This window comes from Siminovitchia fortis, from assembly GCF_003605365.2.
GTDB lineage: Bacteria > Bacillota > Bacilli > Bacillales > Bacillaceae_C > Siminovitchia > Siminovitchia fortis.
Window position 1 is genome coordinate 1 of the sequence record NZ_QYTU02000120.1, and the last position, 347, is coordinate 347.

Below are 347 nucleotides of genomic sequence, written 5' to 3' on the forward strand. Positions count from 1 at the left end.
CCCGATAATTTTAGCTCTCAAAAGCTAATAGTAATTAGCCTTCTAGTAGGCTGTTACCATTAATAGCAATCTTACGTGGTTGCATCGCTTCTGGGATTTCGCGTTCTAGATCAATGTGTAATAGACCGTTTTCCATGCTCGCACCTACCACTTTTACGTAGTCTGCCAGTTGGAATTTACGCTCAAAATCACGCTCTGCGATACCTTGATACACATAGGTTTTTTCTGCTTCTGGTTTACGCTCACCTTTTACAATCAGCATGTTATCTTTTTGAGTTAGGTCTAGCTGCTCTTCAGCAAAGCCTGCAACTGCCATAGTAATACGGTAGTTGTTCTCGTCTTTTTGC

Annotated in this window: 1 protein-coding gene; it reads right to left on the reverse strand. The window is 41.5% G+C overall.

What is annotated here, in order from left to right:
* Positions 1-34: 34 nt before the first annotated feature.
* The coding region (locus tag D4N35_RS18665; protein WP_120076058.1) for an Hsp20 family protein at positions 35-347 on the reverse strand (313 nt) is incomplete at its 5' end.